This window comes from Cellulomonas sp. P4_H4 (assembly GCF_056400865.1).
On sequence record NZ_JBFUKL010000007.1, the window covers coordinates 1 to 14,837 of the forward strand.

Below are 14,837 nucleotides of genomic sequence, written 5' to 3' on the forward strand. Positions count from 1 at the left end.
CGGCTGGGGCGGGCGCGGCCGGCGCGGGGGCCGGCGCGGGCGCGACGACCGCGGGTGCCGCGGGTGCCTGGGCGACGGGAGCGGGCGGCAACGACGAACCGGTGGGCAGAGGCTCCAGCGGGCAGGTCGACAGGACGCGCACCATCGCGTCGCGCTCCGCCTGCGTGACCCACAGGCCGTAGGTGTACTTCACGCCGACCTGCCGCGCGACGTACGCGCACCGGTACGACCTGTTCGGCGGCAGCCAGGTCGCGGTGTCGCCGTCGCCCTTCTGTGCGTTGAGCGGCCCGTCGACCGCCAGCAGGTTCAGCCGGTCGTTCGCGAAGGCAGCACGTCGCGTCGCGTCCCAGCCCTGAGCGCCCTTCTGCCACGCGTCCGACAGTGCGACGACGTGGTCGACCTGGACCTGGGCCGACGTCTGCTCACCGCGCACGAAGGTGATCGCGCGGCCCGAGTAGGGGTCCTGCAAGGTCCCCCCGGCGATCACGCAGTCCTGGGTCCCCGGCTTCGCCACGAGAGACGTGAGGTCTCGGCGCAGGACGTCGTTGCGGGTGTCGCAGCCGTTGCGGTCCACGTCCTTCCACGCCTGCCCGAAGGCCTCACGGCTGTATCCCGTCTTGGGCGCCCGCCCCTTGACCTCGAGCAGGAGGGCCGCCGCGAGCGCGGTCTGCGGCTGGGCGGCGGACGCAACGGCGTCGACGTCGGCGACCGGGGCCGGCTCGGGCTCGGGCAGCTCGACGGCCTGTTCCTCGATCGACTTCCGCGTCTCGGTCGGCTTCGTCGCCGTCGGTGCGCTCGGAGCGAGTGTGCTCGGTGCCGCGGCATCCGGCGCAGCGTCGGGCGGGGTGGCCGTCGCGGCCCCGACGACCAGTCCGACGAAACCGGCCGTCAACAGCAGCACGCCGGCACGGCGGCCCATCGGCCCGAGCCACGACCGCTGACGCACGAGGGTCCAGACGGCGGTCGCACCCAGGTAGAGGGAGACGAACAGCAGGGCCCCGCCCGGGCCTCGGGACAGCCCGAGCAGCGCGGAGACCGCGAGCCCGACCAGTCCGGCGATGCGCCACCGGTCCCAGCTGCGGGCCGGCGCGTCGGCGTCCTCGAGGTTCGTCACAGGAACTGTTATCGGCATCTGAGCGCGAGACCTGACCCCTGGCGCGTCCCACAGAGTGGACGTCGCTGGAAGATCCTCGACGCCGACCGCCTTGCACCCCCTATGGCCCGGATCCCCGCGACGCGCGTGAGCGTCGGCTTCGTCCTCCTGCTCTCCGCGCTGACCGCGGTCGGCCCTCTGACGTTCGACACCTACCTCGCGGCGTTCCCCGAGATCGCCGACGACCTGAACGCGCCCGCGGCCGCCGTCCAGCTGACCATCGCCGCGTCGCTCGCGGGCCTCGCGCTCGGGCAGCTGACCATCGGGTCCATCTCCGACGCCTACGGCCGCCGACGCCCCCTGCTGGCCGGGCTGAGCATCTACGTCGTCGTGTCGGTCGCCCTCGCGATCGCCGACAACATCACGCTCTTCACCGGCCTGCGGTTCGTCCAGGGGTTTAGCGCCGCGGCCGGGATGGTCCTGTCGATGGCGATCGTCCGGGACCGGTACGAGGGGCTCGCGGTCTCCAAGGTGATGGCCCGACTGATGCTCGTCGTCGGTGTGGCACCGATCCTCGCCCCGACCATCGGTGCCCAGCTGCTCCGGTTCGGCTCCTGGCGGCTGATCTTCGTCTTCCTCGCCGTCGTCGGCGCGACCTTGCTCGTCGTCTCGATCTTCGCGCTCAAGGAGACGCTGCCGCAGGAGCTGCGGCGCACGGGCGGGACGCTCGGCGCGCTGCGTACCTACCGCGACCTGCTGACCGACCTGCCGTTCCTCGGCCTCGCGCTCATGTCCGCGTTCTACCTGGGCGCCATGTTCACGTACGTCGCGTCGTCGACGTTCGTGTTCCAGGACGGCTACGGGATGACGGCCCAGCAGTTCGGCTGGGTGTTTGCCGGCGGCGCGGTGGCGATCACCGTGGGCTCGCAGATCAACGGTGCGCTCGTCGGCCGGTTCACGCCCGAGCAGGTGCTCAGCGCCACCGTCCTCGTCGGTCTCGGCCTCTCGTCCGCTCTCTTCGCGACGACGCTCGCCGACGGACCGCTCTGGCTCGTCGTGACGCTGCTCGTGCTCACCCTCGGGACTGCGGGCTTCGTCCTGCCGTCCGCGCCGGCCATCGCCCTGGCGAACAACCCGCACCGCGCCGGGTCGGCGGCTGCGCTCCTCGGCGCGCTGCAGTTCGGGCTCGGTGCCCTGATCGCCCCGCTGACCAGCATCGGCGGAACCCCGACGGCCGAGTCGATGACCGCCGTCATGGCCGGCGTGATCCTGGTCTCGGCGGTGCTCCTGCTCGCCGTCCGCCGCTCGTGGAAGCGGGCGCCGGCCCCCTTCGACGAAGCGAGCCTGCGGGTCGGCACAGCCGGTGCCGTCGCGATCGGGGCAGCCTCGGTGGACGACGAGCTCGAGGCGCTCCTGCCCATCGAGTCGCTGGTCTCAGCCGACTCTGCGGTACCCGCGTTCGGGCTCGCTGCGCGCGGCCGCGCGAGGCTCGCGGAGGGCCCTCGGCCGGTCGACGACGTCGACTCCCTCGTCGACGTGTCCGACTCGGTGGCCTGCCCTGGGTGATCCTCAGCATTGGGTCGCCAATGCTGTGGCGTAGGTCACACCAGGCGACATAACCTGGCGGGAAGCGCGATGAAGGACGCTCCGTGACCTTGGTGCTCTTTGTCTTCCTGTTCTTCGTCCCGGCCCTGATCTTCCGACTGGCCTGGGGCATCATCGGCACGCCCGACGAGCCCGCCCGGTGGGAGCGGGCCGTGGCCGGCTGGCTGGAGCACGTCGCGTCGCGGCTCCGCCGGGAGCGGCCGCCGGTCTACGACCCGTTCCAGACCCTTCACCTGCAGACGCGCCTGAGCACGGTCGCGAACCACATGCGCGACCTCGAGCTGGACCCGCACACGTTCGCCCGTGCCGAGCGGCTCATCGCCTCGCAGCTCGCGTACGACCAGCTGCTCGCCGAGGCGTGCAAGATGGCCGGTGTCGAGGTCGAGGACCACCCGAAGGGCGACGGGGCCGAGCGGTTCCGCGAAGAGGTCGAGCTGGCCTCCCGCGGCTGGGCCTGGTGACGCAGACCGATCAACCCTGCGGACTGCTCAGCCCGCGCGGACCGTGAGCGTGCTCGGCCCTTCGGCGGTCTGACGGATCTCGATGCGGTCGGGGATCGCCTGCTTGAGCGTCTCGACGTGCGACACCACCCCGACAACCCGGCCACCGGCCCGCAGCCGTCCGAGCGCGGCCAGCACCTGGTCGAGCGTATGTGCGTCGAGCGACCCGAAGCCCTCGTCCACGAAAAGGGTGCCCAGGTCGATCCCGCCGGCCTCAGCCGTCACCACGTCCGCCATGCCGAGAGCGAGGCACAGCGACACGTAGAACGTCTCGCCGCCGGACAGCTGCCGCGGGTCCTGAGGGCGGCCGGTCCGGTGGTCGATGACGCGCATCGCCATACCGGTGTTCCGGGCCCGGACGTCCTCCTTCTCGTCGCTGCGCTCCAGCTCGAAGCGGCCGTCCGAGACCAGCAGCAGCCGGTCGTTGGCCGCCGCGACGACGTCCTCGAACCGGCGCATCAGCACGAACGTCGCCAGCGAGAGGCTGCGGGCGTTGTCGCTCCCCCCACCGGATGCGAGGTCAGCCAGCCGCGAGACAGGTCCGGCCTGCTCGATCCGCTCGGCCAGCACGCGGGCCGCGCCGACGACGTCCGCCCCTGCCGCCTGGGCCGCGGTCCTGCGTTCGTCGGCGACACGAGCGAGACCCGCGGCCTCGTCGGACGCGGCGCGTGCGATCCCCTCGGCGGACCGGCAGCTCTCGACGTCGACCACCAGGTCGTCGGCCAGCGCGAGGATCGTCGGCTCGGCGAGGCCGGTGGTCACGCGGTCCAGCTCGGTCGCGTACGCCGTCACGACGGCCTCGAGCTCGGCCAGCACGGCTGCCTCGACCAGCGCCGCCTGCGCCTCCTGCGGGGTGTCGAAGCCCTGCTCGGCGAGCCCGTCGGCCAGCTCGACCTGTCGACGGCGCGACTCGTCCCGCGCGGCCGTCCGTTCGCCGAGCGCCTCGAGCACCGCGTCCGCGGCGGCGGACCGCTCCAGCAGCTCGGAGTGCCGCGCGGCGACCGTCGGGTGCCCGCCCCGTGCGGTCACGACGTCGGCCTCCGCGGCGTCGAGATCGTGCAGCGTCACGTCGAGCGTCGCTGTGTCTCCGGCGAGCTGCGCCTGGTCCGTCGCCCGCTTTCGTTCGCGTGACCGCGTCTGCTCGTCGAAACCGTCGAGCACCGGCACCAGCCGGGTGACCTCCGCCTCGGCAGCCCGCGACTCGTCGAGCGCGGTCCTTGCCGCGACCAGCACGTCCTCGGCGTCCGCGGCGGAGCCCGATCCCACGCGCACGCCGAGCGAGTCGACGCGCTCCTGCAGAACGCTCACCTGCGACGACGCGGCGACGAGCACCGACTCGGCCCGGGTGCGCTCGCCCTCGGCCTGGTCGACCTGTGCCGCCGACACGTGGCCCGCACCGAGCACCGCCTTGTCCGGGTGCTCCGCCGACCCGCAGACCGGGCACGCGTCACCATCGGCCAGATTCGCCGCGATCTCCCCGGCCAGCCCGGCGATCCGTGCGCGACGCAGCGTGCTCTCCCGCTCATGCGCGGTCTTCGCCTGGTCCGCGGCGGCAGCGCGCGTCTCGACGGCGACCGCCAGCGCCGCTCGCGCGATCGTCAGCTCGGCGTGCGCGGCGACCACCGCAGACGCAGCGGTCACGGCGCCCGACCGGTTCCCGCGTTCGACCGCGAGCGCCCGTGCGGCCTCGAGCGACACCTGCAACGCCGCGCGCGCCCCCGGTCTGCCCGCCAGCCATGCGTCATCGACGGCGAGCGCCGCTGCCAGGTCGTCGAGCGCCGCTCGCGACGCCCGCAGGGCACGACGGCGCTTCTCCAGACCGGCCTCGACCTCGACCAGCCGTCCGAGCGCCGCGGCATCGTCGGCCGCGGCGCGTCCCACGGCGCGCACGTGCGTGCGCAGCTTGCCCTCGGGCGCGTCGCCGAGGTCGGCCGGTGCCGCGTCGAGTGCGGCGAGGACCGACTTCTCGGCGGCGTCCAGCGCTGTCGCAGCCCGGTCGACTCCGACGAGCAGCGGCCGCACGGCCTGCGCAGCGCGCGCGCGACCCAACCGGGTCACCGCCTGGGCGTTCAGGTCCGCGGACGCCTCGAGCTCGATGCGTCGCAGGCGCAACCGGTCACGGCGTGCGAGCAGCTCTGCCGCCGACACCGCCTCGTCGAGCAGACGACGCGCCTCGAGCCACACCGCCTCAGCGGCGGTAGCCGCCGACCGGGCCTCTGTGGCCGCCGACGCGAGGATCGACGTCGTCGACCCGACCACTCCCGTCACGGACTCGACCAGCTCGGCCGAGGCCATCGCGTCCTCGACCGCGGAGCGAACGACGGCGCCGTCCTCGGGTACCAGCCGTGCTGCGCCGACAAGCTCCGATGCCCCCGATCGGAGCATGGCGCGCGCGTGGTCGGTGCCGCGGTCGCTCTCGCGGCGCATCTCGACGAGGCGCTTCTGCAGCCGCTCGTACACCTCGGTGCCGAAGATCTTCTGCAGCAGGTCCTTGCGGTCCTCGGGCTTGGACTTCAGGAAATGCGCGAACTCTCCCTGCGGCAGGACGATCGTCTGCACGAACTGCGTCCGGTCGAGCCCGACCACCTTCTGGATCTCGGCGCCGATCTCGTCGAGCCGGTTGCCGAGCGGGATGCCGACGGAGTCCAGCGCGTCCGGGCCGGCCTCGACGTCCGCGTCGGCCGGCAGGCGCCAGGCCTTCACGGACGCCTGGGCGGTCGTCGTCCCGGTGCCACGACGCTTGGCCCGCTGGTAGGCGGGCGTGCGCCGCACCCGGAACAGCCCGGACGGGACCTCGAACACGAGGTCGACGACGCTCTCGGTGTCGTCGGCCGCATAGGCAGAGCGCAGCCGCTCCTCACTCGCGTCGACGGACGCGACCTTGCCGTACAGCGCGAACACGATCGCGTCGATCACGGTCGACTTGCCGGACCCCGTCGGGCCCTCCAGCAGGAAGAGCCCACCCTGCGCGAGCGCGGCGAAGTCGACGGTGTGGCGGCCGGCGAACGGGCCGATGGCCTGCAGCGTCAGGGAGCGCAGCTGCATCAGGCGCTCTTCTCGGCGTCGGCGATGTCCTCGTACGCACGCCGCAGCACGGCGACCTCGGCCGGCGTCGGGCCGTGGCCGGTGACGTGCGTGAGGAAGTCGGCAGTGACGTCGAGCGGGTCGTGCGCGGCGGTGACGGCCGCGGGACGGTGCGCACCCGGCGCGACAGCGGCGACGTGCTGGACCACGAGCGCGTGCGGGAAGCGCGCTCGGACGCGACGGAACAGGTCCTGCGGCCGGCGGGCGTCGGTCACCGTCACGCGGACCCAGTCGTCGGCATGCCGTTCCCCGGCGGCGCCGAGCACGTCCTCCAGCGTCCCGGTGACGTCCGCGAGCCGCCGTGGCACGGGTGCCGCGACGAGCTCGGTGGACACCGACGCCGCCGACACGTCCACCAGCACGGTCGACTTGGCGTGGTCCTTCTCCGAGAACGAGTACGCGAGCGGCGATCCCGAGTAGCGCAGCATCGTGCCCTCGGGTCCGGTCAGGTGCTGGGGTCCGTGCAGGTGGCCGAGCGCGACGTAGTCCGCACCCGCGAACACCCCTGCGGGCACATGGTCGACGCCTCCGACGCGGATGTCCCGCTCGGACTCGGTCGGCTGCCCGCCCATGACGAACGCGTGCGCAGCGACGACCACCTTCGCCGGCCTACGCGCGGCGGCGTCGACGCGGATCCGCCGCATGGCCGCAGCCGTGACCGCCTCGTGCGACCGCGCCAGGAGCTCGCCAGGTTCGTCGGCCAGCTCGGCGCGCGCGAAGTCCGGGTCCAGGTAGGGGATCCCGTACACGAGCACCTCGTCGGACAGGACGACCGGGGACGCCAGCCCCGCGACGCGCGTACGCAGCCGCACGGTGTCCTTCATCAGGCCGGCCCCGAACCCGAGCCGCGTGGCCGAGTCGTGGTTGCCGGACGTGACGATCACGGTGGTGTGCTCGGCCAGTTGCGCGAGCGTGTCGGACAGGAGCGTCACGGCCTCGACCGGCGGGATCGCACGGTCGTACACGTCCCCCGCGACGACCACCGCGTCGACCTTCTCGGCGCGCACGACGTCGACCAGGTGCGCGAGGTACGCCGCTTGGTGGTCGAGCAGATCGACCCCGTGCAGCGTCCGGCCCAGGTGCCAGTCCGACGTGTGCAACAACCGCATGCGGCGAACGTAGCCCGGCCCACCGACAGTCCGGCCGACCACGCGCCGGGACGGCTCAGACCGGGAGCTCCCCGGCCAGCCCGATCATGTCGAGCACGTCCAACAGCACGCGGTGCGGGTCCCGCAACGTGACGGCGATGCCCGCCTCCGACGCGGCTCTGGACAGCTGCAGCACGAACGCGAGCCCGGTGGAGTCGATGAACGTCGCGAGCGTGGTGTCGATGATCACGGGCGAGCCGGTGACCAACGCCTGCGACATCGATGCACTGGCCTCGTCGCGAAGCGCGCCGTCGATCTCACCGACCAGCACGATCACGGTGTGGCAGTCCTCGGACTCCACCCGGATCGCACCGGCGGCGGCGGAGTGCTCGATCAGATCCATTGCCTGCGCATTGCCTGGAGATTATTGGTGGTTGACACTACCTGGGCAACGGTGGTCGCCCGCGCAAGGTTCCCGGCGTCCCGCTAGCGTCGTCGGATGGCCACCACCGAGCTCCCCGCGAGCCACGCACACCTCCTCGAGCAGCCCACGTTCGCGCACCTCGCCACGATCGCTCCCGACGGCTCCCCGCACAGCAGCGTCATGTGGTTCGACTGGGACGGCGAGGTCCTGCGGTTCACGCACACGTCCAGCCGGCAGAAGTTCAAGAACATCGCGCACGAGCCTCGCGTCGCGATCTCGATCGCCGACCCCGACGACCCGTACCGCTACCTGGAGGTGCGCGGGATCGTCGAGAAGGTGGAGTCCGACGACGAGGTGGCGAGCTTCTACCAGTCGCTGCAGCGGCGCTACGGCGAGAGCTACGAGATCAAGGACGCCTACAAGCGCGTGATCCTCACGGTCCGCCCGACGACCTACGTGACGAAGTAGCTACTCGGGTTCCGTCACGTCCGAGACGGTGGCGTTCAGCGCCTTGACCAGCTCCGCACCGTCGACGTTCGCGGCGACGCCGTGCGCGCCGCCGCCGATCGACACGGTGCGCAGCGGCACGCGCGAGTCGGCGACGACCGGCCACTCGACGAGCGACCCGAACGGCGTGATCGTCCCGCGCACGTAGCCGGTGACGTCCTTGGCGGTGTCCGCGTCGGGCATGGACAGCCTGGTGACGCCGAGCAGGGCACGCAGCTTGGGCCAGGAGATCGTGCGGTCGCCGGGCACGAGGACGAACAGGAAGTCGTCGTCGCCTCGTCGGACCACGATCGTCTTGATGATCCCCGCCGGGTCGATGCCGCGTGCGGCGGCGGCCTCCTGCAGCGAGGACACGGGTCCGTGCCGCGTGATCTCGTAGGTGATGCCGGACGCCTCGAGGGCCGCAGCCGCCCGGCGCTCGCCCTCGCTGGCGGCGTTGTCAGTCATGGGGATCACCCTAGGACGGGCCGCCCCGGAATCACCGCGCGCACGGCCGCAGCCACCTGGGAGGATGGACCGTCGTGAGCACGCCGCCCCCCGCCCCCGCTGGCCCGTCCGGGTCCGGTCGGCGGCGACCCTCGAGACGGCGGGGCGCGCGCAACCCGAGCCAGAACCCGAAGAGCGCACGTCACGACGACGGCCGAGCAGCCGCACGTCGTGCGCGCGCCGCCGAGGTCCGCCGCGGCGTCGTCGTCCCGCCGATCACGTTCCCCGAGCAGCTGCCCGTCAGTGCTCGTCGCGACGAGCTCGCCGCGGCCATCCGCGACCACCAGGTGGTCGTCATCGCGGGCGAGACCGGGTCGGGCAAGACGACGCAGATCCCCAAGATCGCACTCTTGCTGGGTCGCGGGCGTGAGGGCCAGATCGGGCACACGCAGCCCCGGCGGATCGCGGCGCGCAGCGTGGCGGAACGGATCAACGAGGAGATCGCGGGCGACGCGCCGCTGGGCGGGATCGTCGGGTACCAGGTGCGGTTCACGGACACGTCGTCCGAGGAGACGCTCGTCAAGGTCATGACCGACGGCATCCTGCTCGCGCAGATCCAGCGCGACCCGATGCTGCGCGCCTACGACACGCTGATCATCGACGAGGCGCACGAGCGGTCGCTCAACATCGACTTCATCCTCGGGTACCTGACGCGGCTGCTGCCGCAGCGGCCCGACCTCAAGGTCGTCATCACGTCGGCGACGATCGACTCGGACAGGTTCGCGAAGCACTTCGCCGGACCGGACGGTGTCCCCGCCCCCGTCGTCGAGGTCAGCGGGCGCACGTTCCCCGTCGAGATCCGGTACCGCCCGCTGGTCGCCGAGGCGGTCGAGGGGCAGCGCAAGAAGCCCGAGGACCGGGACCCGATGACGGCGGTCGCGGAGGCCGTCGACGAGCTCATGCTCGAGGGCCCGGGCGACATCCTCGTGTTCTTCTCGGGCGAGCGGGAGATCCGCGACGCCGAGGACGCCCTGCGCAGCAGCCTGGGGACGCGCGTCACCGACCAGCGCCACCCGCAGGCGGTCGAGCTGCTGCCTCTGTACAGCCGGTTGTCGGCCGCCGAGCAGCACCGGGTCTTCGAGCGGCACCAGAACCGCCGCGTCGTCCTCTCCACGAACGTCGCCGAGACCTCCCTGACCGTGCCGGGCATCCGGTACGTGATCGACCCGGGCACCGCACGCATCTCGCGGTTCTCCAAGGCCACCAAGGTGCAGCGGCTGCCCATCGAGCCGATCTCGCAGGCGTCGGCGAACCAGCGTTCCGGACGGTGCGGACGCGTCGCGGACGGCATCGCGATCCGGCTGTACTCCGAGGACGACTTCGACGCGCGGCCGATGTACACCGAGCCGGAGATCCTTCGTACAAGTCTCGCGTCGGTGCTCCTGCAGATGATCGCGGTCGGCGTCGCGGCCACCCCGGAGGAGATCGGCGACTTCCCCTTCGTCGACCCGCCCGACACCCGAGCCGTGCGCGACGGCGTGCAGCTGCTCACCGAGCTCGGGGCTCTGGATGGCGCGCGCCTGACCGAGACCGGCAAAGCGCTCGCCCAGCTGCCGATGGACCCGCGGCTCGCGCGCATGATCGTCGAGGGTGGCCGCCGCAACGTCGCGCGCGAGGTCATGATCATCGCCGCCGCACTCTCCATCCAGGACCCTCGCGAGCGCCCGGCCGAGGAGCGCGACAAGGCCGACCTGTCCCACAGCCGGTTCACCGACCCGACGAGCGACCTGCTCAGCTACCTGAACCTCTGGCAGTACCTCAAGGACCAGCAGCGTGACCTGTCCGGGTCGGCGTTCCGCCGCCAGGTGCGCTCGGAGTACCTCAACTACCTGCGCATCCGCGAGTGGCAGGACGTGGTCACGCAGCTGCGCGAGCTGGCCAAGCCGCTGGGCATCGTCATGAATGCCCCACGAAACGAGACCGCCGCAGAGGCGGACCCGCTCAAGCTCTCCTGGGACGGCGACCGCATCCACGTCGCGATCCTCGCCGGGCTGCTGAGCCAGATCGGCATGCAGGAGGCGACGGAGGTCGCGGCCCCGTCGAAGAACCAGGGGCGGACTCAGAAGAACCGTCCGCGCAACGAGTACCTCGGCGCCCGCGGCGCACGGTTCGCGATCTTCCCGGGCTCGGGTCTCGCGCGGAAGCCCCCGGCCTGGGTCATGGCCGCCGAGCTGGTCGAGACGAGCCGGCTGTGGGGTCGTGACGTCGCCCGCATCCAGCCTGAGTGGGCCGAGGAGGTCGGCGCGCACCTGGTCAAGCGGACCTACTCCGAGCCGGCCTGGTCCACCAAGCAGGGCGCCGCGACGGCGTTCGAGCGGGTGCTGCTCTATGGCGTGCCGATCGTCACCAACCGGCGGGTCCTGTACGCCAAGGTCGACCCCGAGCACGCTCGGGAGCTGTTCGTCCGGCACGCCCTGGTGCAGGGCGAGTGGACCACGCACCACCAGTTCTTCCACGAGAACCGAAGGCTCCTCGCCGAGGCGGAGGGCCTGGAGGCCCGTGCCCGACGACGGGACCTGGTGGTCGACGACGACACGCTCTTCGCGTTCTACGACGAGCGCGTCCCGGACGACGTCGTCTCCGCCCGCCACTTCGACCAGTGGTGGAAGACGGCCCGCCGCACGGACCCGGACCTGCTGAGCTTCACGCGCGAGCTCCTCGTCGGCGAGGCCGGCGCGATCGACGAGTCGGCGTTCCCGTCGCGCTGGCCGCAGGGCGACCTGAGCCTGCCGCTGACGTACCAGTTCGAGCCCGGCACCGAGGCCGACGGCGTCACGGTGCACATCCCGCTGACCACGCTCGCCCGCCTGACTCCGGACGGCTTCGGCTGGATGGTCCCTGGCCTGCGCGAGGAGCTCGTCACCGCCACCATCCGCTCGTTGCCCAAGCCCGTGCGCGTCCAGCTGGTCCCCGCGCCGGACGTCGCGCGAGGGGTCGACGCGTGGATGGCGTCGAACACCGCGGACTGGGAGGACACGGTCCGCGCGGGGGACGCCGCCCCCTCCTTCAAGGACGTGTTCCGACGAGCCGTGAAGGCGCTGCGCGACGTCGACGTGCCCGAGGACGCGTTCGACGACGATCGGCTGCCCGCCCACCTGCGCATGACGTTCCGCGTGGTGGGCGATCGCGGGGGAGTGGTCGACGAGGGCCGGGACCTGCTCGTCCTGCAGCGCAGGCTGGCCCAGCAGACGCAGTCGGCCGTCGACGACGCGGTCCGCACGGCCGTCCGGGCCGCCATGGACGAGGCGCGGGCCTCCGGAAAGTCGCCCGTACCTACCCCGACGGCCGTCGCCGGAACTCCCGCGAGCATCGCAGCGGCCGCCCCGGCTCCGGTCGCGAGACCGCTCGTCTCCCTCGACCGCACCGGACTGCGCACGTGGCCCGCGGACCTGCCCGAGCTGCCCGAAGTCCTCGAGGCGGGGCCGGTCCGCGCGTACCCGACGCTGATCGAGGAGAAGGGCGGCACGGTCGCGGTCCGTTCGCTCGCGGACGAGTCCGAGCGGCCCGCCGCCGCGCATCGCGGGCTGCGACGACTGCTCCTGCTCGACGCGGGCCTCGCGACGGCCCGCATCACGAGCCGCTGGAACGGCACGCAGGCGCTCACCCTGGCGTCGAGCCCCTACGGGACCACGGACGCCCTGGTCACGGACGTGCAGCTGGCCGCCATCGACCGGCTGATCGGCCCGCAGCGCGAGGTTCGCGACGCCGGCACCTACGGCTCGCTGCGGTCGAAGGTCCGCGACGGCCTCGAGGACGCGGTGCACGCGATCGTCGGCGACCTCGTCGCGGTGCTCACCGCCGAGCGCGAGCTCGACGCCGAGATCCGGTCCCGCTCCAGCCTCGCGCTGCTGGCCACGGCCCAGGACGTCCGCTCCCAGGCGCAGCGCCTGGTGCACGACGGGTTCGTCAGCGAGGTCGGGGCGGACCGGCTCCCGCACCTGACGCGCTACCTCAGGGCAGCCCGGCACAGGCTGGTCAAGGCGGCCGAGAACCCGCAGCGCGACGCCGACCTCGCGTGGCAGGTGCAGGACGTCGAGGCGGCCTACGACGACGCGGTGGAGAAGGGACGGTCGGTCGACGACGTCCGCTGGCAGCTGGAGGAGCTGCGCGTCAGCCTGTTCGCCCAGCAGCTCGGCACCCCCACCCCCGTCTCGACGACCCGCATCAAGAAGGCCCTCGCGGCAGCCGGCTAGCTGGCGAGGCGGAGCACAGCACGCTCGGACGACGGATGCCGGAGCTCGGTCTCTGACCTCCGCAGGACGACACCAGGGATCCGCTCGGCCCGAGGGGATCCCTGGTTCTCGTCGCGAAGCCGTGCGGTCCTACCTCGACCGACGGAACAGCAACCCGGCCGCGAGGCGACCGACCAGGAAGATCCCGATGCACCAGAGCACGGCCGCGGGCCACGTGTCCCCGACCGGCTGGCCGAGGAGCAACCCGCGCAGGGTGTCCGACAGCGGCGTGATCGGGTTGTAGGTCGCGATGTTCTGGAGCACCGACGGCATCGACTCGGGCGGCACGAACGCGCTGGACACGTACGGGATGAACAAGATGATGAAGGTGAACCCGGACGCCGCCTCGGGGCCTGACGCGACGACGCCGATGGCCACCGCGATCCAGGTGAGCGCGAGGACGAACAGCGCGATCAGCCCGAGTGCGGCGATCCAGTCGAGGGCCGACGCGTGCGGCGTGAAGCCGATGACGAAGGCGATCCCGATGACGAGCGCGGTCGAGACGGCGTTGCGCACCATGCTCGCCACGACGTGCCCGGTCAGCACGCCCGTGGGCCGGATCGGCAGGGACCGGAACCGGTCGATGATCCCGCCGGTCATGTCGCTCGCGACGTCGACCGCGGTGTTGGCGGACCCGTACCCGGCGGTGAGCAGGATGATGCCGGGCACGACGAAGTCGACGTAGTCCATGCCGGCGTCGAGCGCCCCGCCGAACACGTAGACGAACATCAGCAGGAGCATCACCGGCAGCAGCACGGCGAGCAGGATCGTGTCGAGCTGCCGCAGCGAGCGGCGGACGGAGCGCCAGATCAGCGCGGCGGTGTCGTGGACGCCCCACCCGAGGGCTGGGGCCGTAGGCGCGGTGATCGTGGTCATCAGGACTCCTGGGTGGCGAGGACGCGGTCGTCGGTCGGACGTCCGGTGAGGGTCAGGAAGACGTCGTCGAGGGTGGGGGAGCGGACCTCCCAGGTGTCGACGGCGACGCCGCGACGCTCGACGTCGGCGAGGATCCGGCGGACGTCGGGGACGGTGCCGTCGGTCTGGATGCGCTCGGCCTCGCCGTCCTTCAGGCGGAGCTCGACGTGCGCGGACCCGACCGCGCTCTTGAGCTCGGGCGCGGTGCCGTTCGCGATGACGCGGCCGCCGTCGATGACCGCGATCCGGTCGGCCAGCTCGTCGGCCTCCTCCAGGTACTGCGTGGTCAGCAGGACGGTGGTCCCCTGGGCCACGACCTCCCGGATCACGTCCCACAGCCCGTTCCTGCTGCGCGGGTCGAGGCCGGTGGTCGGCTCGTCTAGGAACACCACCTGCGGCCGCGCCAGGAGTCCGACGGCCAGGTCGAGCCGCCGCCGCATGCCGCCCGAGTAGGTCTTCACGACCCTGCGGGCGGCGTCCGTGAGGTCGAACAGCTCCAGCAGCTCGTCGCTGCGGGTGCGGACCTCGCGGCGATCGAGGTGCGCCAGCCGCGCCATGAGCCGCAGGTTCTCGACGCCGGTCAGCAGCTCGTCGACGGCCGCGAACTGCCCCGTGAGGCTGATCGCCGCTCGGACGTCCGCGGGCTGTCGCACGACGTCCTTGCCCGCGACGTACGCGGTTCCGGCGTCGGGCTTCACCAGCGTGGACAGGATGCGGACGGTGGTGGTCTTGCCTGCCCCGTTGGGTCCGAGCAGCGCGAGCACCTCGCCCTGGGCGACGTCGAGGTCGACGCCGTCAAGCACGGTGAGGTCGCCGTAGGACTTGCGCAGTCCACGGGCGACGACGACGGGTGCGCTCATCGCAGGTTCCTCTCGTTTGTGTATGGCATAAACTGTGTGTGTA

At 72.2% G+C, this 14,837-nt stretch carries 11 protein-coding genes; 4 read left to right on the plus strand and 7 right to left on the minus strand.

The genetic code is table 11. The features are described 5' to 3' along the window. The coding region (locus AC1DPN_RS17260) for an HNH endonuclease family protein (RefSeq protein WP_477086006.1) at positions 1 to 1,114 on the minus strand (1,114 nt) is incomplete at its 3' end. A 102-nt stretch (positions 1,115 to 1,216) separates the two neighbouring features. Here AC1DPN_RS17260 and AC1DPN_RS17265 point away from each other — a divergent pair. Both AC1DPN_RS17265 and AC1DPN_RS17270 read left to right on the plus strand, forming a co-directional pair. Beyond that, positions 1,217 to 2,659, plus strand: a complete 1,443-nt coding sequence (locus AC1DPN_RS17265) for a multidrug effflux MFS transporter (protein ID WP_477086007.1) — start codon at positions 1,217 to 1,219, stop codon at positions 2,657 to 2,659. 83 nt (positions 2,660 to 2,742) lie between these two features. Continuing rightward, positions 2,743 to 3,159 carry a hypothetical protein gene (locus AC1DPN_RS17270; protein WP_477086008.1) on the plus strand — a complete coding sequence of 139 codons (417 nt, stop codon included), beginning with the start codon at positions 2,743 to 2,745 and terminating at the stop codon, positions 3,157 to 3,159. A gap of 27 nt (positions 3,160 to 3,186) precedes the next feature. On the opposite strand, the gene AC1DPN_RS17275 is transcribed toward AC1DPN_RS17270, so the two are convergent. From AC1DPN_RS17275 to AC1DPN_RS17285, 3 genes are read right to left on the minus strand one after another with little or no spacing between them, the layout of a single operon-like run. Then, positions 3,187 to 6,243 carry an AAA family ATPase gene (locus AC1DPN_RS17275; protein ID WP_477086009.1) on the minus strand — a complete coding sequence of 1,019 codons (3,057 nt, stop codon included), beginning with the start codon at positions 6,241 to 6,243 and terminating at the stop codon, positions 3,187 to 3,189. Then, complete coding sequence (locus tag AC1DPN_RS17280) at positions 6,243 to 7,391, minus strand: exonuclease SbcCD subunit D (protein WP_477086010.1); 1,149 nt, start codon at positions 7,389 to 7,391, stop codon at positions 6,243 to 6,245. Before AC1DPN_RS17280 ends, AC1DPN_RS17275 begins: the two co-directional genes overlap by 1 nt. A gap of 55 nt (positions 7,392 to 7,446) precedes the next feature. After that, entirely contained in the window at positions 7,447 to 7,773 is a 327-nt protein-coding gene (locus AC1DPN_RS17285; RefSeq protein WP_477086011.1) for an STAS domain-containing protein, read from the minus strand. A gap of 96 nt (positions 7,774 to 7,869) precedes the next feature. On the opposite strand from AC1DPN_RS17285, the gene AC1DPN_RS17290 reads away from it, so the two are divergent. Further along, positions 7,870 to 8,262 carry a PPOX class F420-dependent oxidoreductase gene (locus AC1DPN_RS17290; protein ID WP_477086012.1) on the plus strand — a complete coding sequence of 131 codons (393 nt, stop codon included), beginning with the start codon at positions 7,870 to 7,872 and terminating at the stop codon, positions 8,260 to 8,262. Here the strand turns inward: AC1DPN_RS17290 and AC1DPN_RS17295 are convergent, their stop codons facing one another. Continuing rightward, a complete protein-coding gene (locus AC1DPN_RS17295; RefSeq protein ID WP_477086013.1) occupies positions 8,263 to 8,748 on the minus strand; it encodes an aminoacyl-tRNA deacylase in 486 nt (161 codons plus the stop codon). Between the two features lie 74 nt (positions 8,749 to 8,822). On the opposite strand from AC1DPN_RS17295, the gene hrpA reads away from it, so the two are divergent. After that, positions 8,823 to 12,980, plus strand: a complete 4,158-nt coding sequence (hrpA, locus tag AC1DPN_RS17300) for an ATP-dependent RNA helicase HrpA (RefSeq protein ID WP_477086014.1) — start codon at positions 8,823 to 8,825, stop codon at positions 12,978 to 12,980. A gap of 129 nt (positions 12,981 to 13,109) precedes the next feature. Here hrpA and AC1DPN_RS17305 read toward each other — a convergent pair whose 3' ends face one another. Both AC1DPN_RS17305 and AC1DPN_RS17310 read right to left on the minus strand, forming a co-directional pair. Then, positions 13,110 to 13,895: an ABC transporter permease gene (locus AC1DPN_RS17305; protein WP_477086015.1), complete on the minus strand. Its 786-nt coding sequence runs from the start codon at positions 13,893 to 13,895 to the stop codon at positions 13,110 to 13,112. Further along, positions 13,895 to 14,794 (minus strand): ATP-binding cassette domain-containing protein, encoded by a 900-nt coding sequence (locus AC1DPN_RS17310; RefSeq protein ID WP_477086016.1) that lies wholly within the window; start codon positions 14,792 to 14,794, stop codon positions 13,895 to 13,897. Before AC1DPN_RS17310 ends, AC1DPN_RS17305 begins: the two co-directional genes overlap by 1 nt. Positions 14,795 to 14,837: the final 43 nt, after the last annotated feature.

Coding starts and splice junctions, on each gene's coding strand:
- AC1DPN_RS17295 (WP_477086013.1), bottom strand. CDS start 8,748: ATGACTGACAACGCCGCCAGCGAGGGCGAGCGCCGGGCGGCTGCGGCC.
- AC1DPN_RS17305 (WP_477086015.1), bottom strand. CDS start 13,895: ATGACCACGATCACCGCGCCTACGGCCCCAGCCCTCGGGTGGGGCGTC.
- AC1DPN_RS17275 (WP_477086009.1), bottom strand. CDS start 6,243: ATGCAGCTGCGCTCCCTGACGCTGCAGGCCATCGGCCCGTTCGCCGGC.
- AC1DPN_RS17290 (WP_477086012.1), top strand. CDS start 7,870: ATGGCCACCACCGAGCTCCCCGCGAGCCACGCACACCTCCTCGAGCAG.
- AC1DPN_RS17310 (WP_477086016.1), bottom strand. CDS start 14,794: ATGAGCGCACCCGTCGTCGTCGCCCGTGGACTGCGCAAGTCCTACGGC.
- AC1DPN_RS17285 (WP_477086011.1), bottom strand. CDS start 7,773: ATGGATCTGATCGAGCACTCCGCCGCCGCCGGTGCGATCCGGGTGGAG.
- AC1DPN_RS17265 (WP_477086007.1), top strand. CDS start 1,217: ATGGCCCGGATCCCCGCGACGCGCGTGAGCGTCGGCTTCGTCCTCCTG.
- AC1DPN_RS17280 (WP_477086010.1), bottom strand. CDS start 7,391: ATGCGGTTGTTGCACACGTCGGACTGGCACCTGGGCCGGACGCTGCAC.